Source organism: Colwellia echini, assembly GCF_002843355.2.
GTDB classification, from domain to species: domain Bacteria; phylum Pseudomonadota; class Gammaproteobacteria; order Enterobacterales; family Alteromonadaceae; genus Colwellia; species Colwellia echini.
This window is the reverse complement of record NZ_PJAI02000007.1, coordinates 31,666-53,272: the sequence shown is the minus strand read 5'-3', so window position 1 is coordinate 53,272 and position 21,607 is coordinate 31,666. Positions and strand designations below refer to the sequence as shown.

At 36.4% G+C, this 21,607-nt stretch carries 15 protein-coding genes; 4 read left to right on the top strand and 11 right to left on the bottom strand.

Annotation, left to right across the window (positions count from 1 at the left end; genetic code table 11):
• Positions 1–60 precede the first annotated feature (60 nt).
• Positions 61–183: a hypothetical protein gene (locus tag CWS31_RS17940; RefSeq protein ID WP_281286825.1), complete on the top strand. Its 123-nt coding sequence runs from the start codon at positions 61–63 to the stop codon at positions 181–183.
• Between the two features lie 43 nt (positions 184–226).
• Here CWS31_RS17940 and CWS31_RS07920 read toward each other — a convergent pair whose 3' ends face one another.
• Entirely contained in the window at positions 227–742 is a 516-nt protein-coding gene (locus CWS31_RS07920; RefSeq protein ID WP_101342830.1) for a YcxB family protein, read from the bottom strand.
• A gap of 465 nt (positions 743–1,207) precedes the next feature.
• Between CWS31_RS07920 and nagB the strand changes: the two genes are divergently transcribed.
• Complete coding sequence (gene nagB / locus CWS31_RS07915) at positions 1,208–2,014, top strand: glucosamine-6-phosphate deaminase (RefSeq protein ID WP_101342829.1); 807 nt, start codon at positions 1,208–1,210, stop codon at positions 2,012–2,014.
• Positions 2,015–2,260: 246 nt separating this feature from the next.
• Here the strand turns inward: nagB and panP are convergent, their stop codons facing one another.
• The 6 genes from panP to CWS31_RS07885 form a co-directional block, all read right to left on the bottom strand.
• Positions 2,261–3,892 carry a pyridoxal-dependent aspartate 1-decarboxylase PanP gene (gene panP / locus CWS31_RS07910; protein ID WP_101342828.1) on the bottom strand — a complete coding sequence of 544 codons (1,632 nt, stop codon included), beginning with the start codon at positions 3,890–3,892 and terminating at the stop codon, positions 2,261–2,263.
• A gap of 252 nt (positions 3,893–4,144) precedes the next feature.
• Positions 4,145–4,891, bottom strand: coding sequence for a tRNA (guanine(46)-N(7))-methyltransferase TrmB (gene trmB / locus CWS31_RS07905; protein ID WP_101342827.1), 747 nt, complete (start codon positions 4,889–4,891; stop codon positions 4,145–4,147).
• 1 nt (position 4,892) lies between these two features.
• Entirely contained in the window at positions 4,893–5,657 is a 765-nt protein-coding gene (locus CWS31_RS07900) for an ABC transporter permease (protein ID WP_101342826.1), read from the bottom strand.
• A 12-nt stretch (positions 5,658–5,669) separates the two neighbouring features.
• A complete protein-coding gene (locus tag CWS31_RS07895; protein WP_101342825.1) occupies positions 5,670–6,650 on the bottom strand; it encodes an ABC transporter ATP-binding protein in 981 nt (326 codons plus the stop codon).
• 462 nt (positions 6,651–7,112) lie between these two features.
• Positions 7,113–7,442, bottom strand: coding sequence for a hypothetical protein (locus CWS31_RS07890; RefSeq protein ID WP_101342824.1), 330 nt, complete (start codon positions 7,440–7,442; stop codon positions 7,113–7,115).
• A gap of 84 nt (positions 7,443–7,526) precedes the next feature.
• Entirely contained in the window at positions 7,527–7,907 is a 381-nt protein-coding gene (locus CWS31_RS07885) for a hypothetical protein (protein ID WP_101342823.1), read from the bottom strand.
• A gap of 499 nt (positions 7,908–8,406) precedes the next feature.
• On the opposite strand from CWS31_RS07885, the gene CWS31_RS07880 reads away from it, so the two are divergent.
• Entirely contained in the window at positions 8,407–8,685 is a 279-nt protein-coding gene (locus CWS31_RS07880) for a hypothetical protein (RefSeq protein ID WP_101342822.1), read from the top strand.
• A gap of 4 nt (positions 8,686–8,689) precedes the next feature.
• On the opposite strand, the gene CWS31_RS07875 is transcribed toward CWS31_RS07880, so the two are convergent.
• Together CWS31_RS07875 and CWS31_RS07870 are read right to left on the bottom strand one after the other, a co-directional pair.
• Positions 8,690–11,473: a serine/threonine-protein kinase gene (locus tag CWS31_RS07875; RefSeq protein WP_101342821.1), complete on the bottom strand. Its 2,784-nt coding sequence runs from the start codon at positions 11,471–11,473 to the stop codon at positions 8,690–8,692.
• Positions 11,466–12,479, bottom strand: a complete 1,014-nt coding sequence (locus CWS31_RS07870; RefSeq protein WP_101342820.1) for an FHA domain-containing protein — start codon at positions 12,477–12,479, stop codon at positions 11,466–11,468. The genes CWS31_RS07875 and CWS31_RS07870 overlap by 8 nt, the downstream gene beginning before the upstream one ends.
• Positions 12,480–13,029: 550 nt before the next feature.
• On the opposite strand from CWS31_RS07870, the gene CWS31_RS07865 reads away from it, so the two are divergent.
• Complete coding sequence (locus CWS31_RS07865) at positions 13,030–13,902, top strand: 1-acyl-sn-glycerol-3-phosphate acyltransferase (protein WP_101342819.1); 873 nt, start codon at positions 13,030–13,032, stop codon at positions 13,900–13,902.
• 441 nt (positions 13,903–14,343) lie between these two features.
• Here the strand turns inward: CWS31_RS07865 and pulA are convergent, their stop codons facing one another.
• Together pulA and CWS31_RS07855 are read right to left on the bottom strand one after the other, a co-directional pair.
• On the bottom strand, positions 14,344–17,424 hold the full coding sequence (gene pulA / locus CWS31_RS07860; protein WP_246143438.1) for a pullulanase-type alpha-1,6-glucosidase: 3,081 nt from the start codon (positions 17,422–17,424) through the stop codon (positions 14,344–14,346).
• A gap of 240 nt (positions 17,425–17,664) precedes the next feature.
• Positions 17,665–21,561, bottom strand: coding sequence for an alpha-1,6-glucosidase domain-containing protein (locus CWS31_RS07855; RefSeq protein WP_246143437.1), 3,897 nt, complete (start codon positions 21,559–21,561; stop codon positions 17,665–17,667).
• Between the last annotated feature and the right edge of the window lie 46 nt (positions 21,562–21,607).

Below are 21,607 nucleotides of genomic sequence, written 5' to 3'. Positions count from 1 at the left end.
TGGGATGAGAATACTACTTTATTAACTAACCTGATCTCGGGACAATGACATTGTAAATGTATGACAATATCAATTATTTGTACTTGGGCATCTACAATCGCTTTAGTTATTCGTCGTTCAAGGCGAGAAAGCGAAACCAATAACGAGTTATTGGGAGTTTTCTTAACGAAGAAATACGGATAAATAAGGTTGTTGTAGCACTTTGCTTATCCCGAACTCAGGTTAACTAGTTAGAGCTTGGCGCATTACTAAGAATAAAAGTGTAAGCTTCATCTGATAAACAACTTTTAGAAATATAGCTCTTACTCGCCATCTCTTTACCGGTTATACTTTTGCCTAAACTAAACTGAATGAGTAGGCCTAACTCTGTTTCGCTAATATCAGTTACATCGGTCCATAAGATACGATTATTAATGTGAAATGACTCCGTTAAAATACCTTGCTCATCGATAGTGAGTTTTACCTCACTACCTGATGCTTTACTCATCATTTGTCTCATTACCCACCAAAGCTTATGATAATAAACACTCACGGTCTCTAGTATACCTAGGGCAATAACAAACCACGCAGCATATGGATTAACTGGCGTAGCAAATAATATAAACAGACCAAATATTGTTAAAATATTAGCTTTGAAATAAGTCTTTTTATCATGCGATAAAGTACTCGATTGAGTATAACATTCAGTGTAATGCGCTTTATCAAGAGTAAAGCTTGCTGTAAAAGAGTTAGATTGCGTCATGGGTATTTTTGTTACTGCTGTGATTTAACGAAATTAATATGGTTAGTCTATCAGAAGAGTAACGATAATGAATAACTTATTATTCTCTTCACATATCCCAATTCAGCCGCCAGGCAAGCGTTTTAACACCAAGAAAAAATAGAGCGTAGAAGTAAAGAGCTAACCTTTTAACTAAGATAATCACTCTATTCATATAATTTATCTACCCAAGCTAAATAGAATATATCCATGGTAAATAAAAAGTGAAACAACTAACAATAAAAATTGACAGCGCTGTCATTTGTTATTAAGGTAATAGCATATCTTTATGATAAAACTAAATTCAATGAGTATTTATACCAAATTTGATTAAACAGCTACCCTTGTTGTACTAGTTAATATACGTACAACAAGGGCAAAAAAATATCAGAATTGGCGCTATTTGACTTATGTTTTTATCGATTTACATTTTCTTAAGGAACAAACATGCAAGTAATTATTTTTGATAATGCACAAGATGTTGCACAAAGCGCTGCAGAATGGGTTGCTGAGTTGATCAATAAAAAGTCAAATCCTGTATTAGGTTTAGCGACTGGCAGTACTCCTATTAGTCTATACAAAGCATTGGTTAATAAACATAAAGCTGGTCAAATCAACTTTAATCAAACAACAACTTTTAATTTAGATGAATACTTAGGAATTGATGAACAGAATAAGCAAAGTTATCGTCATTTCATGAATGAAAATTTATTTAATCATGTTGATATTGATAAAAACAAAACTTTTTTACCTACATGTAATCAAGGTGAAAACCCAAGAAAACAAGGTTTAGCTTACGAAGATAAAATTGCAAACGCTGGTGGTATCGATCTGCAAATATTGGGAATTGGTGCTAATGGACACATAGGTTTTAACGAGCCTACTTCAAGCTTAGCTTCTCGTACACGTATAAAAACACTTTCGCAACAAACGCTTAATGATAATAGCCGTTTGTTTGCTGCAGATGAATTTCAGCCAACCCTAGCAATGACCATGGGTATTGCGACTATTTTAGATGCAAGATATGTATTACTTATGGCAACAGGTAAAAATAAAGCAAAAGCAGTAAAAGATATGGTTACTGGTGCATTATCAGCAGCCTGTCCGGCATCTGCCTTACAAATGCATGAAAATGCAATTGTGTTACTTGATAAAGAAGCAGCAAGCGAGCTAGAAGATCAAGAATATTATATGTGGGCTAACACGCAAAATTTGAAAATAAACAAAGAATTTGGTTTGTATCACAACTACTAGTTAACCTTAATTAGGGTTAACGGATTTGTTGTTATATCGAATTTTAATAGGTTCGATCGATAAGTAAGTAAGGGGTTACTTATTGATAACATGAAAAGGCTCAGGTTACTCAGAAATGAGATAACTTGGGCCTTTTCTACTTTATACCAGTTCCATTAATTAGGCAGTTTATTTTAGACATAAGAAGCATACATAGTTTCAGTTTACCTGAACGCATACTTTCAAGTTGCTTGGTCATGATTAACTTTATTCTGCAGCGCTTAATAACTCAGGTAAAAACAACTCACTTTCAAGTGCTAATTGAGACTGCTCTTGTAATATGTCTTGTAGAATTTCTTTGGTCGTTAATGGATTTGCCAAGACCACTCTAAATACAATTACTTTTTCACCACCATAACGACTCACCTCTATGCGAGTTCTCGACACAAATGAACGCCCGTCTTCACGTTGGCGTTTTTGAATATATTTAGTTAACTTACCTAATAACAAGTTTATCGAAGTATTAACAGCCACATCATTACGAGCTAATAATGCTTGTACTGCTTTTGGGGCATAACGGTAGGTTAATAAACACAATTCTGGACGAGTGATTAATTCAAAATCAGGGTGTTGATCAATAATTTCAGCAAAGTATTCGGCTTTTTCAATGGCTTGATTAATCAGCATTTCATAACCTTGTCGGCTAATGATATGCAAACTGGCATAAACCAACATAGCCATACCCGGACGAGATCCTTCTAAGGTATGACTACCTAAATCTTTTGAACCTTTACGTAAGATATATTCGGCGTGATGCTCAATGGCACTCACCGAGGCAGGATCTTTAAAAATCACTAAGCCTGCGCCCATAGGCACATACATTTGTTTATGTGCGTCAATAGTTACTGAGTCAGCTTGCTCAATACCTTTTAATAAAGGACGATATTTATTCGATAATAATGTTGCCCCACCCCACGCGGCATCTACGTGAAAATGACACTGATGTTGCTGTGCAATTGCCGCCATTTTATCTAATGGATCAACATTACCTGTTTCGGTTGTACCGGCTACGCCAATAATTGATAACACTTTAATATTTTTATTGGCCAATTCTTCGCATTTTTCGGCAAGTTTTTGGCAATCAATTTTATTGTGTTCATCAGTAGGAATAGCAATAACATTATCTTGCCCTATTCCCAAAACATCAGCAGATTTTTTAAGTGAGTAATGACCACGTTCGGATACTAAAATGGCTAAATCTTGATAACCGTAATGACGCATTGCTCGGTGTAAACCTTCACGAGAAACGCCTTTAAAATCACCATCAGCTTTCAATAGTTTATTACGTGCCACCCACAAAGCGGTAATGTTAGCTACGGTACCACCAGAGCAAAAAGCGCCAAGAGAATGCTCCGCACTATGCATCCAGTTTTGGTAAAAGGCTTCATCTTGTTGATACACTAAATTATGCATCATGCCTAAGACTTGGCGCTCGAGCGGCGTAAAAGCTTTTGAGGTTTCTACTTTCACTAAGTTTTGATTTAAACCTACCATCAACTTAGACAGCGGTAAAATAAAAGAAGGTAATGCCGAGGTCATATGACCAATAAAGCTAGGGCTTGAAGTATGAACCGATTGCGCCACTAATTTATCAAGTAAGTGATGCATGTGATCTGAAACGAACTCAGGTTGCTCTGGAATGCGCGCATCGATAAAGTCTTGCTCAATATCTGTTAAGGCATTTTTACTGGCCACAATATGGTTATTTAAAAAACCAACCAAATTTTGTGACATTTCTTGCTCAAGACGACCTAAGGTCGAATCAGGCGCTTCAGCGACAGTAAAAATTCGATGTAAAGACTCTTCTGACGCGTCAGCAATGCGCTTAGTTGCACTCATAGTGGTTCACTTAACTGTTCATTATTTTTTAGATAACTAATTCAACTGCAGGAAGTCTGGTAGGTAAAATCAGTAATCGCAAGTTTGAGTTATTCAAACCGGCTATTAAAACGAATATTAGTAACTATATTTAACGATAAATAAAACTTAACGATAAAACGATAATCACTGTTTTTAAACGGATATGAAAAAATGCACTTTAATAAAAAATGCACTAAAAGTCCCGTAATTTTATCCGTAAAGACAACAATATTATGACTTTTGCAGAATAAGTTGCCAGCATTCCTGCCCGCTTGCTTGAAATTTTGCTTCAAATGGAGTCAATGCCGCAGCGCTTTCAACGACAGGTAATGTGGTAATTTCACCTTGTAAATCAACCAAAGCCGCCGCTTGTTTAAATTCAGCCAAATAAATATACCAATTACTGCGCAATATTAATTGTTTACCAATACTGGTCATTTGGGGAAATACCGCACTGCCATGCCAGCGACGCTGCAAGTGCTTAGACTTTGGCCAAGGGTTAGGATATAAAATATAATGCTTTGATACCGGCCACTGTGCGGCTTTGACTAAGCGATAAAAATCATTTAAATCAGCCCGCACTAAGTGATAGTTATCCGCGGTGAAACCATCATTAAGAGTAAAACCTTCAACATTACGATTAATTCGGTGATCAGACTTATCAACACCAATAACAAGAGCTTGCGGGTGTTGTTTGGCAATAAGTCTAGTACTTTGCCCAACACCACAACAAGCATCTAAAATAATTTCGCCACTAGGGTTTGTTGTTAAAAACTCTTGTACTAACACATCCATCTGGGCAAATGCAGTTTGGGTATGCGCTTGATAAGGCTTTTGAAATGGATGAGACAAGTGCTTATTAACCACTTCATCTAGCTTTTCGTGAATGCCTTCTTGGTTGCTAACAATTGCTTTAGAATCACCAAGATGTGTTTTTAAGTCTGCTGTGTTCATGTGCTGCTCTGAATTGTTCGCCATATTAACTTCTAAGCCCTATACCTTTAGAAATAAGTACCATCGCGATAGTAAATAACGTAACAATAAAAAAGGTCATAACCGCGAACGCAATAGTTAGGCTAATATCGGTTACGCCTAAAAATCCGTATCTAAATGCATTAACCATATAAACAATCGGATTTACTTGTGAAACACCTTGCCAAAATTCAGGCAGTAAACTAATTGAGTAAAACACTCCACCTAGGTAGGTCAACGGCGTTAAAATAAAAGTCGGAATAATTGAAATATCATCAAATGTTCCAGCAAAAATAGCATTAATTAACCCCGCTAACGAGAAAATCGCTGCAGTTAAAGTGACAGTTGCAATCACAATCCAAACATTATGCAATTGAATATCAACAAAAAATAACGAGACTAAGGTTACAATTAACCCTACTAAAATACCTCGGCACATACCGCCACCAACATAGCCGGCAACAATAACCCAATTAGGCACCGGCGCTACTAGCATTTCTTCAATATTATTTTGCCATTTGGCACTAAAAAATGAACTTGCCACATTCGCATAAGAGTTGGTAATAACACTCATCATAATAAGACCAGGTATGATAAACGACATATAATCAATACCTCCCATATCACCAATTCTAGATCCAATAAGTGAACCAAAAATAATAAAATATAAACTAATGGTAATTGCAGGTGGCACTAAGGTTTGCACCCAAATACGCATAAAACGTTGAATTTCTTTCGTTAAAATACTTTTTAACGCAATAGAGTTATTCATTGAATGAGTTCCTTATACAGCAGATGATTGTTGAGTTTGAGTGGAGTTTTCGCTAGCGTTAGTTTTTTTATTTATTAAATTTACAAATAACGCTTCTAACCGATTACTTTTGTTACGCATACTCAATACTTCAATATTGGCGGCACTTAGTTGTTCAAACACTTGATTTAAGTTTTGTACCTGGTTTAAATCTACTTCTAATGTATGATCATTGATAACACGATAAGTAATGACTTTTGATTGCTGAGCAACTTGCTCTAACTCCGTTATCATTGTCCCTTCTTTAATATCAAAAACGAAAGTTTCAATGTCTAACTGTGCCAGTAATTTTTTCATGCTAGTATTTTCAACAATTTCACCACCATCAATAATGGCAATATTACGGCACAAGTTTTCCGCTTCTTCTAAATAATGAGTGGTTAATATAATGGTAATACCTTGCTCATTTAACTCACGTAGAAAGTCCCACATGGTACGGCGAACTTCAATATCTACTCCCGCAGTTGGTTCATCTAAAATTAACATTTTAGGTTCATGCATCAAAGCACGAGCAATCATTAAACGACGCTTCATCCCGCCCGAAAGTGTTCGTGCAGGCGCGTCACGCTTGTCCCATAATTCTAATTGCTTTAAATATTTTTCAGCACGAACTAAGGCAACCTTTTTAGTTACGCCATAATATCCCGCTTGATTAACTAAAATATGAATTAATGGCTCAAATTGACTAAAGTTAAACTCTTGCGGTACTAAACCAATAAAGCTTTTCGCTTTTTCCAAATCGGTATCAATGTCATAACCAAAAACTTTAACTTGCCCTGCCGTTTTATTCACAAGTGAAGTAATTACGCCAATAGAAGTAGATTTACCAGCCCCATTAGGACCCAGTAAAGCAAAAAAGTCCCCCTGTTTTACTGTTAAATTAATACCTTTTAACGCTTGAAAACCACCTTTGTAGGTTTTTTCTAGCCCGTTAATTTCTAATGCGTTTGTCATATTAGCTGCCAATTAAAATAAGGGTGGGATACAAACATGGAGTCTAACAAATTATTTTCAATGGTGCTGCGTGGATATTGTAAATTGCAGCAGTTATTTCGCAAATATTAGGGGAATTAGAGTGAGGGTAACTTAATGTCTTAGATATTTATTTAGTTCTACATTTAGTTATTTAATGGAAATCATTGAAAGGTACTTAAAAAATCGACAACTAACGAAGGGGTTCGCTCGTTGCCGTGAATTATAATTGATAATTCTAATTTAGGAGATATTGACTAATCACTGACGATTATGAAGCTATAACAAGTATTAATTAATCACTTTGTAATGAATACTCATTTACGTTAAAACAACCTAATAAATATTACTTAACCTAAGCTCAAGCCTAAAATAGCAAGGTAAATACATTAATTTTAACCACTTATATGTTTTCATCCACAGTAACCTTAATGTTTTATAAGGCTATTTACGTCTAAATTTAAACGTAAATCTACGTTTACGTTGAGCAACTTTAGTTTGAGATTCTGGAGAAACTGCACTAAGGTGTTCAGTATTTTTCTGCTCAGAGGCGATAGTTTCTAGTTCATTTGCTTTAACTTCTTCTGGTGATAAATCACATAATAAGTTAATAAAATTTTGCGCTTCTTTTAAGCTACCAAAACGACCAATTACATCACCAGATGGATCAACTACCTCATACGATGTTCTAACTACTGATTCTTGTTTGCCTAATATATTGACATGAACTAAATGAAAACCTGATACATTCTCTAGCTCGCTTTGCTTTTGCATGTACTACTCCGAGTGCAAAATTGACAATAATAAAACTGCCCGCTATATAAACTCCTTTTTAATTTATTGCACACTTTAAAAAAATTAATTTTTGATAAATGAATTAACGCCATCTTTGTAACCAAGCGCAAATGCTTGATGAATACTTTTATAGCGTCCTTGTGAGTTGGGTGGCACGTCACCTAAACGATCAATATCTAGACTAATAAACTCTTGTAATAGAGAGCCTTGTTGATATCCGGAATTATATGCACATTGGCAACACTTATGTGCGCCCTTAATATGTAATTGATGTTCACCTACATCTTCCAACTTACTTTCATCTACATGTCTTACATGCTCTTGATTACATGCCATGATAACGTTGCTACTTATTTTCTCGACGCTATGTTTTTCAACCATAATTTTGGTATCTGAAACAGTTTCAGTCACTAAATTTACGTCAAGTGATAACACTGCATTCATGAATACTGTCTCCTTATCCTACTACCTTGACCAATATTCTTGGCATCTGAATTAATTGATCTGTAATTTTTAACCTCAGATTAGTATTTCAAAAATGTTGCTTAAATAACATTACACGCCATTACAAATTGGCTGTCATTCGGGAAATATTGGCTTTTAATCGCTAATAACGATTAAAGATGACATGCCATTACAGCAATAAAATATTGAAAAGAGTAAAGTAAGAAACTTTTTTTTAATCATTAGTAAACAAATAAGAATTGGTTAAACAATAACTTAGTCTATTTAAAAACCATATAAAACCAGACATTTATACAAAAAAGTCCCATCCCGTAATTATCCGTCATGGCTTGAATCGATTTGGATCTGTAAATTTGTGTTCAGATTTAAAGCACAGCAACACAACAAGCCGCTTTCGCTTTAACAAACGAACACGAACATAACAACACATAAATAAGCATAGCTTACTTAACACATTTTACTAATAGGAAATATTATTATGAACTCATACATCAAAGCAGCAGCAATCGCCCTTACTTTAGTTACTAGCACTTACTTACCTAGTGCAATGGCTGAACCAGCAGAGATTGAGAGTTCAGAGAATATTGTAGAGACAGTTAATGTCGAGCAAGGTAGTGTAGCGTTTGGTGGTTTTAGAACCGGTGGTTTAATGAAGTTTGGTGGCTTTAGAACCGGCGGTTTAATGAAGTTTGGTGGCTTTAGAACCGGTGGTTTAATGAAGTTTGGTGGTTTTAGAACCGGTGGTTTGATGAAATAAAAACTTAAATATTACAACGTGTATGGTTATTGTATTCCCGCATTAAAAGAGAGAACTCTTTATTAGTACATAGTTCATCAAACCAAGGAAGATTAAACCAAACAACACCTACATTACTTTTTAATGCTAACTTTATATTATAAATAGCTGAAGAATTTTCGCCCAATAAACTATAAACAACAGCAGAACTGTAAAATACTTCACTACTATCTGGAGCCAAAATTTGTGCTTTAGCTAAAGAATCTATTGCTAAGCTTGCAAAGTTTAAATGCGCATAAGCTTGAGCTAAATATATGAGGTAATTAACCTCATTTGTACCTTCTAACATTTCAACTACTTTTTTATAATAAATAATAGCATTATTTTTATCGCCTATTATCATTTCAACATCCGCTAAATTTAGTAAATTAATAGGATTATTAGGATTGTCTGTTAACGCTTTTAATGCAAATTCTAAGGATTTATCGTATTGCTTATTTAAGCCATATGCTAAACTTAAATTACTGATATCCTTATCACTATTAAAGTTAACTACAAGTTTTTTATAAGCTAGAATAGCTTCTTCCATCCTTCCTTGCAGCAACCATATACTTGCGTTCAAACGAATTGCACGATCATTATTAGGAGTAATTTTTAGCATCTCCTTGAGTATACTTTCAGCTTCCTTTAAATCACCAATATTCCAATAGCTAAGAGCTAAGTTAAATAATAGAGCAGAGCTAGGTCTAAGTAGCAATGCCTTTTGAAACGATTCTACAGCAAGCTTAAACTGCCCTTTGGAAAAAAACAAAATGCCATTTAATTCAGTTAAAGTAAAACTATTTGCTCCCCTAATCCTCGCTTCTTTAATCTGTAATTCAGCAGCTTCAAAATCACGCATATTAAATGCCAACCAAAAACTATCAATCGCATGATATAGACTATAACGATATTCAGGTGGTGATTTCTGTAGGATTAGTTCTAAACGCTTAAGATATACTTCATCTCTTTTGTCTACATATAAATTTGAGGCTGTTTCACTGTATAAGTCATAAGCAGCATACAGATAAGGAGAACGTATGAGTAGTTCTTCTAATTGAGTTAAACTCTCTTCGCTATAGTTACCCTGCCCTTTAATCTGATTATAAAGCGCTAAATAAGTACGATAATCTTCTTCTTTAATGGGTCTCTGTACCAAGACAGAATCATTTATTTCAGAATATTCAGGAAATAGCGAAGCAAACTGGGCTTGGCTCGTACTAAAAATAGCATTAAATTTATCAACGGGCGCTACCCAGTTTTTCTCAGATGTTACCAATAGCGAATCATTATTTTTTTCACTCGCCACTAAGCGTGAAAAATGCACTTTACAGCGATTATTATCACATACTAATTCAGTGGCAATTATGTCTGTTGCACCTACCGCTTGCTTAAGCTTCTTTAAGTTATCTGGGTATTCTTTAATGATCGCATTAACTTCGCGTTGTGAAATTAAATACATATTTTTAGTATTTATTACCGCTTGTCGCATCGCATCCTCAACCGCAGAAATAACTAGGTCTTGTTGCATTGCTGCCATTTTTTCACTATCGTTAAAAGTGGGCTTTAAAATAACCACTTGAATAGATGGGGCTACTTGCGGGCTATAAAATATAAAAGATGTGATTGCGATAACACATATTAACAACAAACTCAGTAGGCTTTTCAAGGTGTTTTTTTGATACCAATGAACTGTATCTTGATGAATTAGTGCGCCTTGTTGAGGCGTAAGCGTGCTCTGATAAGCACGTGTATTTGGATATTCTTCAGCGCCTTCATTCGGAAAAACAGCACGGTACTCTTGAGTGATATTATCGTGCGATAGCCCCCCTACGCCAGAATGCTTTAACTGCGTTATCGAATTATCTGCCGATAACGGCATTGTCTCTTGCTCGCTTATTTCAGCCTGTAACAATGCGGTTCTAATGTGCTTTATTCGGTTTTCTATTGCACTAGCCGTTATGGTTCTTTGTTCAAGTGGCTGAATTAACATTTCCATTAAAAGATCTGTTAAAGCACTTGGCGCATTCAGCATTAAGTTTTTAGCATGTTCGGCCTGTTTATTACAAATGCGTTCGGCAATTTCTGTTGCTGAGCCACGCCCAAAAGGGTGACTGCCTACCATTAACTGATAAGCGATAATACCTAGTGAGAAAATATCACTTCGGTAATCCAGGGCTTGTTGTTTAATTTGCTCAGGCGACATAAACAACAAGCTACCAAATAATAGGGGGGCGGACTCTTTATTTGATGAGAGCTCTACTGCTTCTTTAGCATCATTACTGGCAATTAAAGCAATGCCAAAGTCAGTGATCTTTAAGTGCCCGCTTTCATTAACTAATATATTGGTTGGCTTTAGATCACAGTGAATAACATCATTTTTATGTGCCGCAGCAAGGCCTGCTGCTAATTGTTGTAATAAATCTAATTTTTGCACAAGCGTGCTGTGTGTTTCATGTTGAAACTGAGTTAAGGTTTTACTTTGAAAATACTCCATAACCAAGGAGATATGGTCACCTTCATCATGAACATTATAAATTTGAATGATATTGGTATGGTTAACACGCGCTAATAAACGCGCTTCTTGCAGTGCATGATTAACTTGATCGGTATTGGGGGTTGTATTAGTTTGAGCGCTATCATGTTGGTAAGTTAATTCTTTAATAGCAACTTGGCGTTGTAATTGATTGTCTTGGGCTAGGTAAACTTTACCCATGCCTCCTTCGCCTAAAAGTCGTTCGCGGGTGTAATGAGGTAAGTTGCTATCCATGCAATACAGTGAGAGATACTTTATCTTGACCGCGGTTGACGATCAGCTCACTACCTTTGTAAATACGATAGAAAACACCAGCAAAACGTATTTTTTTACCTTTACGCTCAATTAATTCATCACCATCACAAGCGCCATCAAGTATATCTCTAAATTGCTGTTTTGCTCGACATACATGGGTATTAAATAAGGTAATATCACAACCTAATTCTTTAGTGAGTGTTTCTGGTAATCGCCAACCTTGGTTGTCAGCATCAATACCTAATCGAGCATCCTCATCGCGATGTCTGGCCAAACTTAAAGTTAAATAATGATGTGCTTTGTTTGATAAAGAGAATTTCTCATCATCGGTAGTGATTGTTAATTCAGTATTTTCTTCATCTAAGCTTAAATTAAAGCGATATTTTATTTGCTCAACAGATAACTTAGGTTTAGCCATTAACACCGTATTGTCAGTTAACGGAATTAATTTTAATTGCCACTTTTGATTATTAAAAAACAGTAAATCTGAATTTTCTACCGGATAAGCGCTACCATCAGTATCAACTAAAAACTCTTTATACCATTGATCTTTACTTGGCACATAGAACAAGGCTATTTCAGGGGTTTCTTCTGAAGGCAGTAAATTACCATCTGATAACAAAATAGGTGATAGAGGTGTTTGTCCTCCTATTTGCTCAACTGGCAGTAGCATATTTTGTGGTGGACTTAAATCCTGAATAACCACACCATGAGATTCACCTGAAGCAAAGAATATCTCGTCGCCAACAGTAAGCTTAAAAGGACTGTCTTTTACTAATTTTTGCTTATTTACCCAAGTACCATTATTACTCAGATCGCGAATGAGCCATTGATTATTTGACCATTCAACCACAGCATGTATCCGAGATACTTCTTGAGCATTAATCACAGAATCAACATTCGTTGGCGAACGACCAAAACAATGACAAGCATTCAAATAGTTTAATACTTGATTTTTATCGTTAAGATGTAAAATAGCAGCCATAGGATTAAGGTTAATACGTTGAGTTGTTACAGGGAGCAAAATGCGTATGTATACAGATTGTATATAAATACCAGTAATTCTTCTAGTGAATAAAAGTATTTCTAACTAATTTGCTAAGTATAACATAATGCTATGATTGATTAATTACAAAAGTGAATACATTATATCAGCTTAATTTGATTCTCTATTTGTGCATAGCTTATCTCTTATAAGTGAGGCAATTATTGTTTCTATACTGGTCTACTTTCTTAAAACTTTAACTTAATACTGGGCTTAAATACTCATAAAACATACTAAAAAGTCAACTGTGTGTTGTTTTCGTTCAAAAAATTTAAGCTCTGAATCGCATTAAGGCTTAACGAATAGAATCATTTCTTTGGGTGAATATTAAATAAATCTCGTATTATAAAAATCCGAACACTAAATAAACACTTACTTACACTTAATTTTAAATTTAGTTAAAAGCATAAATGAAATAGCGACAACAATATTTTTTACCGCTTTCCTGCTACAATCGCTCAATCTGCGTAATAATTTATTTTTGATCTCCATGACTAAACAAACATTATCGATTCGTGAAAAAACAATTTTCGACGGTATATTCACTAAATATTTTTTAAAATTTATTTTCTCTGTTTGGTTTAAGTTAGCCGGATGGCAGCTTTATAAAATAGCACCTGAAGGTGCTGGTGTTGCTATAGCCGCACCTCATACTTCAAATTGGGATTTTGTTTATGCACTCGGTGCGGCAATTTTACAAGATGTGAAAATATATTATTCGGTAAAAGAAAGCTTATGCCAAGTCCCTATACTTGGCACTTGGATGATGTATCTCGGCGCTATACCTATAAACCGAACATCTAAAGGTACTGGGCAAGTACAGCTAATAAAGCAATTTATTGAAAGCCAAAAACTTAATCGTGTGTTTTTTCTTTTTACACCAGAGGGGACTCGAGGACCCGTGACTAAGTGGAAAACTGGGTTTTATTATGTTGCACAAGAATGTAATTTACCTATTTTTTTAGCCAAAGTAGATTACTTGAAAAAAGAAGCCGGAGTTTTTCATACCTTTAAAGTTACTCAAGATAAAGATTACGATATTAAAGTGATTCAAGCCGCCTATAAAAGTGTGCAAGGTAAATGTCCAGAAGATCAATACCCGCCTTATTCTGGACGTATGCCACAAATATCAGACACTGAAGCTAAGATAATCAAGGCTCTTTATTATTGTACGGATATTGCTACAACGTCTGAGATAATGAGTAAAACCAACCTAGAAATGTTAGAACAAACCATGCTCGATTATTTGGTCGATATGGAATTACTAGAGAGGTTTTTACCTAATAATGAAACTGAAGAAACAAGTTACCAGCTAACCTTTGCCGGCAGAGGTTGCTATTTACATTTATCACCCAGTGTATAATTTTCTGTGGATGAAATATCTCTAATTACTTATACCCGTTACTATTCAAGATGCAGGTTTCAGAGTGCTTGAGCGATTTCAATTTGAGGCACTGTGATGAGATAAGGGTTATTTAGGATAATAGCTCCTGCATTATCTAATAACACCATCCATGTAGCGCCCTTATAAATCACAGTAACGATGAAGTGATATCGCTCAAACACTTCTTCGATGGGTTTATAAGCAGGTTAAACGGCGTTAAATAACGTAAAAATAGAATGGCTATGTGAACATTATTCTCCTTGTTTAACGTGCTTTAATTCCCACTGAAATCCCGCACTTTGAATGGTAACGGGTATAAACAGAACAATAATTAATAATATATTTTCAACAAACATAAAGCTCGGTAACAATATCTGTTACCGAGCTTTTATTTATGAGTACTTTTATTTATGAGCGTTTTTATTTTAACTTAACAAACACAACACTTGATAAAGGTGGAATGCTAAAACCTTTATCGATTACTTTTGCTTGTTTGACAACTTCATCAGAGCCATTTTTCTGAATTGGATGTAATTGATACTGCTTAGTGCTATTAACTTCAAAATCGTTACTAGAGTCGTAACTTGAATCGTACCTAAAGGTTTGTGTTTCGCCACTGGTATTAAAGAAAACTATTAAGCTTTGATAATTAGGATCAACCGCTTCGCCTTGGGTGTCATCAATTTTCATAACAATTAAGCCGGCCTGATTAACATCCGTGCTGCCTTCAACATTCACGCCAGCATCAATGGATGCATTTAGAAAGCTTACTTTATCAATAATACTTTGCTCGGTACTCAACCTAAATAATGGGCTACTCATACGTATTGCTAACAAATCGATAAAAGCATCACTACTTTGCTGAATTTGTTTGGCATTAACTTTATCTCGTCCTTCATGCCCTTTTAATACTTGTTGAATTAACGGCCAGTTTTCTTCATCTTTTGCTGCAGGTGGTAAGCCAACTTGATAAAAGTTATCTTGTTTAGAAAAATCAACACGGTTAAACCAATCACCATAGTCGTAGCTGTCACGAAGGTATGATTTAGAGCGCATGAATTCTGAGCCCATATGAATAAACGGAATACCTTGAGCGAATAAAGCGAAAGATAAACTTTGGGTATGCATTCTCACCCTGTCTTCAGTTGAAACGTCAAACGCTAAGCGGTATTGGCTGTTATCCCAAAGCGTTTGATTGTCGTGTTTTGAAACATAGTTGATGGTATCTGCTGGGTCTAAAGCGTAACCTGTTGGCTGATCGCCATAAGGAATATCTTTACCCAATACCACAACTTCGCCATCAGTATCGCCAGCATTTTCTCCATCAGCTTGCTCAGTAATCGTGCGTAAAGGAAAGTTAATTAAGTTACCCGCCAAACCAATACGTAATTGATCCATGCGTAATTCATATTCAGCCTGCACTTGTGCTTTGTCTACATTAGCTTGTTTCTCATTAGGGAATGTAAATAAGCCATTGCCAACACCTTGCGAGTCACGGGTATTGTTGCCTCCGCCACGTACCGCATCACGTAATCTGTCAGTAAAAGTCCCTATTTCGGTGCCACCAAGCTCTAATTGGCTCGCTTGAATAAACTGACTATTACTCGCCACTTCACCAAAGTTCCAACCTTCACCGTAAAAATAGGTATCAGGGTCTACTTCACGCACTGCTTCTCGTGCAACGAGCATTGCGTCTTTTGGTTGATGTCCCATTAAGTCAAAACGAAAACCATCTATTTTATAATCTCTTGCCCAAACCACTAATGAGTCGGTCATCAGTTTGGCCATCATCACGCGCTCTGTTGCTGTATTATCACAACAGGTTGATTGTTCTATAGCGGCAGTTATAGGGTCTAATCGATGATAATAATGCGGTACAATTTTATCTAATACTGACTTGGGCTCTAATCCCGCTTCGTAAGTATGGTTATACACCACATCCATGATCACCCGAAAGCCTAAATTATGTAAACTTTGCACCATTTCTCTAAATTCAATTAAACGAGCAACACCTTTAGCATCTATCGCATAACTCCCTTCAGGAACGGTATAATGAAAAGGATCATAGCCCCAATTGTAATCGTCAAATTCACGTAATTCACTTACCAGTAATTGTGCTTGTTCACCATCAACTGAGTAACTCATTAATAATGATTTGATTGTTTGCTCAGCATCATAAGGCTGCTGGCAAATAGTTTTTTTAGGGGCAATATCACAAACTTTAGCAAGGTTGTCGTTGATATCAAGACGCATAGTTTCATCTTCATTCACTGTGCCTATATCAAAAGTAGGTAGTAAATGGATGTTATTTAAACCTGCTGCCTGCAGTGCTTTTAAATGTTGTATGCCATCAGATTTTTGTTCGCTAAACGCTTTATATTTACCTTTAAATTCAGGATTACTCAGCTTCTGATCGATAGCGCTAAAATCACCAATATGGGTTTCATAAAAAACATTATCTTCAACATTTTTTACGGTAGGTATTTGTTGCTTAAGCCAGTTTTCAGGCTGAGTTACTGGGTCATTTAAATTAACAACCTGTGAGTACTCACTATTAACAGATAAGCTCAAAGAATAAGGATCGGTAACTAATAAAGATTCTACTTGTTGTGTTTCGGGGTGATACACATCTACTTGGTATTTGTAATAAGCATAGCTTGCTTTGCTATCTGCAATAACTTGCCATACACCGGTATTAGTATCCTCGATCATGGCAAGTTTACCATCGGCGATAGGCTGTAATTCATCATCAAATAATACTACTGACACAGCTTGTGCGGTTGGTGCCCATAATTTAAAACTAACCGTGGTGTTTTCTGCTTTTTCTGCTTGGCTATGTATTATGGTTGCACCTAAATCAACAACTTCATCCGCATCATTTTCGCCTTGGGTATAAAGTGCATCAATTACAGGACCTGTTTGCACATAAGCAATTTTTTTAAGCTGTTTATTTGTTGCTGAGTCACTGGCAACAACCATCAGTTGGTGCTTTAACCAACGTTTACTTTCTTTTGGCGTTAATTGCACACGATAAGCTTGAAAGTCAGCTAAATGTGGAAATTCTTTGGTCAATGATTCAGGTAGGCTTACTGGTGATATATCAATCGCATTAAACTCATTAGCGCTTTTTGAAATTTTACTGAGTAATTGATAGTGATAGTTTTCATCTGATTTAGGTAGAAGTAACAAGTCATTTGTTATCCAGTGAGCTGATGAGTCACTTGGTAAAGTAGCTAACTCACTTGCACTAATCTGGGTAATAGTTTGAGAGGCATCTGTATTGGTATCGCTTTGTTTACTTACCTGCTGGCTTAATGGCTTAGTCGCCTGTTCGACTTGAGCTGTATTTTTTTGGTCGACACACGAACTTGTCATTAATACCGCAGCAACTGATACTGAAGTATATAACGCTAAACTCATCGAATTTTTCATACGAGACTTGTCAATATTAGGGCTTAAGTTAGGAATTAGGTTAGCAAAATAAGTTGGAATAATTTTCATAATAATCACCGTAAAATTTTATGACTACTACCCTACTAGCTCTGCGAGAGTAGCAAAACTAATTTCACTTTATTACATACGTATTCAATATGCGGTCGTTGTAAATCACTTAAAAATACTAATACTAATACTGATAAAAAAAGCTTGTTGATTTTACTCAACAAGCTTTTTAATTTAGCTTAATTTCTTTTAATTAGAGCTAAGCGATTATGCCAAGACCGTACTATTAATTACTCATAATTACTCACACTCTTGAATAATTAATGTACCAATATCAGAGCCTACAGCTGGGTTAGCTTCGTTAAGGGTTAACAAAAAGCTATATTTGCCAGCAGCTAAAGTAGTTTTGTTGTTATCTTGACCCGCAGAGTCATTCGACACCGAGTAACTAACGCCAACAGCGAGTGTTTCAGTATTAATTGCCGCACTACCTTCTGCTTGAGCCCATACTTGAGTATCCCAATCTGCATCGTCTGAAGCAAGTTTGAAGTTTAGTGTGCCATCAAAATCGGCTACCGCTTGATAAACGTTATCACCTTTATAATGTAAGCGATAAGCTTCTTGAGCGCCCCACCCAGAATGATCGCCTTTAACATAAAGTTGACCACCACCTGCAATTGAGTATGGAATTGGATCCGTTGAATCAGCTAACGCATCACAACTAAAAGTAGGTGCAATACTGGTAATAGTAACGGCTGGTGTTTCAGAGTTAGCATCTAATTTAATGGTATATAATCCATCACTTTCTACCGCAAAACTCATATTACCGCCATCGTCAGCTACGACAACAGAATCAGCGGTAAAACTTACATTACCAAAACCTAAATCCACATTATTCCAGCTAGAATCAGCAAATTTGAATGTTTGCTGTCCTGCAATTAATTCAACTTCAAGTGTATAAACGCCATCTTCAACATAGCTAAACAAATAATCATCATCCGCACTCCAATCATTCATGCTACCGCGCATGTAAACAGCTGAATCGCCATATGGTGCAACATCTGGTAAATCACGTAATAAGCCTGCAGGTAAACCATAACCTTGACTCGCACCTTGTGGTTTAACAAATACCGCAGTAGTTAATGCAGGAACCGTAAAGGTACCACCATCTTCAGTAAAGCTTGCCATTTGTACTGTGCTATCAACAGAGTTTTGTTGCACGCTATGCAACTCAAAGCCAGAGGCTTCAGCGATACTATGAGATTGTTCAGCGCTTGAACCGTTAATAATAACCATAATGGCATCATTTTCTGGGTCTAAATCAGTTAAACCTGTGCCGTCATCAAGGCTCATTACAATTAAGCCTTGCGATTGATCACGACCAGTATTATGGAACCCTACTCGGTCGTAAACATCTTGCGCTGTGGTTAATTTGAATAACTTAGAGCTATGACGAATCGCTAAAAACTCTGCAAACACATCGCTAGCTAATTCAATATCATTTTGTTGAACTTGAATTTCACTGTTAGCAACAAGTTTACGCATATCAGTCCATTTAGCTTCGTTGTCTTCAGCTAACGGTAAACCTTTATTCCAGTTACTGGTCATCTTAGTAAAATCAACTTTGTTATACCAATCGCCGGCATCGTAAGTGTTTCTGTCCATTGATTTAGAACGAATGAAATCACCACCGAATTGGAAGAATGGAATACCTTGGCTCATTAATGGAATAGTTGCCGCAATATTTTGTGCACGTACTCGATCGCTTAACATCATATCGGTTGGTAAACCGTACTGTAATTGATCCCATAAAGTTTCATTATCATGCTTTGATACATAGTTAATGATGTCTGCAGGGTCTTTAGCATAAGACGATTGAGCAAAGTTTTTACCTGATGCAGTACGACCGTTCTGTGCTTGTAGTTGGTAATTTTCTAAAGTACCAGCTAGACCTAAACGAATAACATCTTGATCTGCAAACTTATTTTCGCTGCCAAATAATGAAGCGCCACGAATAGTATCGCGTGGTCTGTCGTTAAATGTACCAACTGAAGTACCTGCCATATTATTTTGTTGCGCTTGGGCGTAGCCGTGATCGTTACGCGTCCAACCTTCACCATAAAAATAATTATCGCTGTCAATCGCTTGCACTGCAGTGCGCGCCGCAAGAATAGAGTCAACAGAGTTATTACTCATGATGTCAAAACGGAAACCGTCAAACTTATATTCTTTAGTCCATACTAATAATGAATCTTGCATAAGCTTATCCATCATTACATGCTCTGGTGCGGTATCTTGACAACAAGTATCTTGTATAACATTGCCGCTTATTAAATCGCGTCTGTGATAATACCCAGGTACAACTTTATCAAGTACTGAATTGCCCGTTAAACCAGAAGCGCTAGTATGGTTATATACTACATCAAGCACAACGCGTAGCCCGATACCATGTAACGCTTGGTTCATAGTACGCATTTCGATAATTCTAGCTACGCCATCAGCATTTGATGAATAACTACCATCAGGCGTAGTGAAATGCTTAGGATCGTAACCCCAGTTAAAGCTATCTAAGCCACGTAATGATTGCGTTAACGCTTGTGCGTCTTTTGAATCAGCGTCGTAGCTTGCAAATACTTCTAATAGTGTACTTGCAGGATCTTCAACACCACATACTGCAGCACCTGGCGCTTTATCTTCAGCACATAAATCAGCAACTGTATCCGTAATATTTACACGTGTAGACTCATCTTCATCGATACTTGCTATGTCGTTAGAAGGTAACATTTGAAAATGTGTTAAACCTGCAGCAGCTAATGACTTTAAATGCATAACCGGTGCTGAATCTTGCTCAGCAAAGGCTAAATATTTGCCGCGGTTTGCTTCCGTTGTGCTGCTATCTAGAATACTAAAGTCTCGAATATGACCTTCATAAATAACCGCATCTTCAGGATCAGCAATCACTGGAATAACATGATCTTCCCAGCCTGCAGGTTTAAGATCGGCATCCGCTAAATTAACAAATTGTGAATACTCACCATTAGTTGATAAAGATACCGAGTAAGGATCTGTTGTTTCTAATGTTTCAAACACTAGGTTTTGCTGATGGTATACCGAAAGTTCATAACGGTAGAACATACGATCGTTAGTAATCGGCGTCGTAAATGACCAAATACCAGTGTCATTATCAAGCACCATAGGCTCTGTAGATTGCAGCTCTTTAGCGCTGTTATAAATGTTTAATTTTACGTCTTTTGCCGTCGGCGCCCAAACACTAGCAGTAATATCATTACTATTATAAGTTAAGCCAAGCGAAGCTTCGTTAGCATCTGCTTCACCTTGCGTATATAAAGCATCAATAACACGTGGTGTTTGTACATAAGTTGCACCGACTAACTCATTATCAGCATCATAAGAAATGGCTAGTAACTTGCCCTTAAGCATAGCTTTAACTTTATCAGCATCAGCTGTTGTTGTAGTGAACGTAGTTAAATCACTATAACGCGGCATACCTAGTTCAACTGCTGGGTTTTCACTTTGCGCAATAAATTCAATGTAATTATCGCCAGCAATACCTGTATCTGGGTTATAACCTAAGTCGTCAACATCGGCACTATAAACACGTACTTTCACGGCATCATCTTGCTGCCAAAAAACGGTGGTAGGTGAAACCCAGTGTGCTGCAGTATTCTTAATAAAAGCCCCAGTTGGATAAAGCAGCGCAGTTTCATTTAATTCGCTAAATCCAGACAGGGTCCAAAAGGTACGATCGCCAGTTAAGTCAAACCTTAAATCACCGCTACTAATATCTTTATCGTCTCCATTATGTAATATGGCATTAGCACATTCATTATGATCTTCACTTAAGTTAAGAACCCAATAAGCGCCATAGTTGGGATCAATTCCAGTTTGCACTTGTCCTGCATCCCAAGCAGTGCCTTCGTCAGCCCCAAAATCAGCATAAGCATTACACGCTTCATTATTCCATAAATGCAATGCCCAACCATCGTATTCACTGTCTGGTCGGTTATAAAAAATTAATAGTTGGTCGTCTGCTGCCGTAACAACTGGATCTGGTAGCGTCTCAACTATTACTGCCGGTGGCGTATCAGTATTATCCTTATCTCCCCCACAGGAAATAACACTTCCCGAGATAAGCGTTACCAGTACTATTTTTTTAAAGTTATTTGGTATATTCAAAACTATATCCTCATTGTTTTTTAGTATTGTTTTTAGTTTCCCTATT

Coding starts and splice junctions, on each gene's coding strand:
- CWS31_RS07870 (WP_101342820.1), bottom strand. CDS start 12,479: ATGGCTGCTATTTTACATCTTAACGATAAAAATCAAGTATTAAACTAT.
- CWS31_RS07880 (WP_101342822.1), top strand. CDS start 8,407: ATGAACTCATACATCAAAGCAGCAGCAATCGCCCTTACTTTAGTTACT.
- CWS31_RS17940 (WP_281286825.1), top strand. CDS start 61: ATGACAATATCAATTATTTGTACTTGGGCATCTACAATCGCTTTAGTT.
- trmB (WP_101342827.1), bottom strand. CDS start 4,891: ATGGCGAACAATTCAGAGCAGCACATGAACACAGCAGACTTAAAAACA.
- CWS31_RS07885 (WP_101342823.1), bottom strand. CDS start 7,907: ATGAATGCAGTGTTATCACTTGACGTAAATTTAGTGACTGAAACTGTT.
- CWS31_RS07920 (WP_101342830.1), bottom strand. CDS start 742: ATGACGCAATCTAACTCTTTTACAGCAAGCTTTACTCTTGATAAAGCG.
- CWS31_RS07890 (WP_101342824.1), bottom strand. CDS start 7,442: ATGCAAAAGCAAAGCGAGCTAGAGAATGTATCAGGTTTTCATTTAGTT.
- CWS31_RS07875 (WP_101342821.1), bottom strand. CDS start 11,473: ATGGATAGCAACTTACCTCATTACACCCGCGAACGACTTTTAGGCGAA.
- CWS31_RS07895 (WP_101342825.1), bottom strand. CDS start 6,650: ATGACAAACGCATTAGAAATTAACGGGCTAGAAAAAACCTACAAAGGT.
- panP (WP_101342828.1), bottom strand. CDS start 3,892: ATGAGTGCAACTAAGCGCATTGCTGACGCGTCAGAAGAGTCTTTACAT.
- nagB (WP_101342829.1), top strand. CDS start 1,208: ATGCAAGTAATTATTTTTGATAATGCACAAGATGTTGCACAAAGCGCT.
- CWS31_RS07865 (WP_101342819.1), top strand. CDS start 13,030: ATGACTAAACAAACATTATCGATTCGTGAAAAAACAATTTTCGACGGT.
- CWS31_RS07900 (WP_101342826.1), bottom strand. CDS start 5,657: ATGAATAACTCTATTGCGTTAAAAAGTATTTTAACGAAAGAAATTCAA.
- pulA (WP_246143438.1), bottom strand. CDS start 17,424: ATGAAAATTATTCCAACTTATTTTGCTAACCTAATTCCTAACTTAAGC.